Annotated in this window: 1 pseudogene; it reads left to right on the forward strand. The window is 41.3% G+C overall.

Going from position 1 to position 276, the window contains the following annotated elements:
• Positions 1 to 276: pseudogene (locus JIG41_RS22690) on the forward strand (group II intron reverse transcriptase/maturase); the annotation flags it as partial.

Genomic DNA, 276 nt, shown 5'->3' on the forward strand with positions numbered 1-276 from the left:
CACAAACTATTTCTAGCGTTATGGCATTGGGCTAAAAGGCGTCATCCAACAAAATCAAAAACTTGGATCGCCATGAAGTACTTTATCAACCGTCGAGGCCAATGGCAATTTCACGGTTGGCAGAAGAGCATGAACATGGATTGTCAGTTTAATCTATTTCAAATAGCTAAGGTGCCAATAGAGAGACATGTGAAAATCAGGAGTGAAGCTACGCCTTTTGATCCTTTATACCAAGAATACTTGGCAAAGAGAAAAGCAAAGAGGCAATGCCGCAAC

It is taken from the genome of Pseudoalteromonas sp. bablab_jr011, from assembly GCF_016464045.1.
Classification (GTDB): Bacteria; Pseudomonadota; Gammaproteobacteria; order Enterobacterales; family Alteromonadaceae; genus Pseudoalteromonas; species Pseudoalteromonas lipolytica.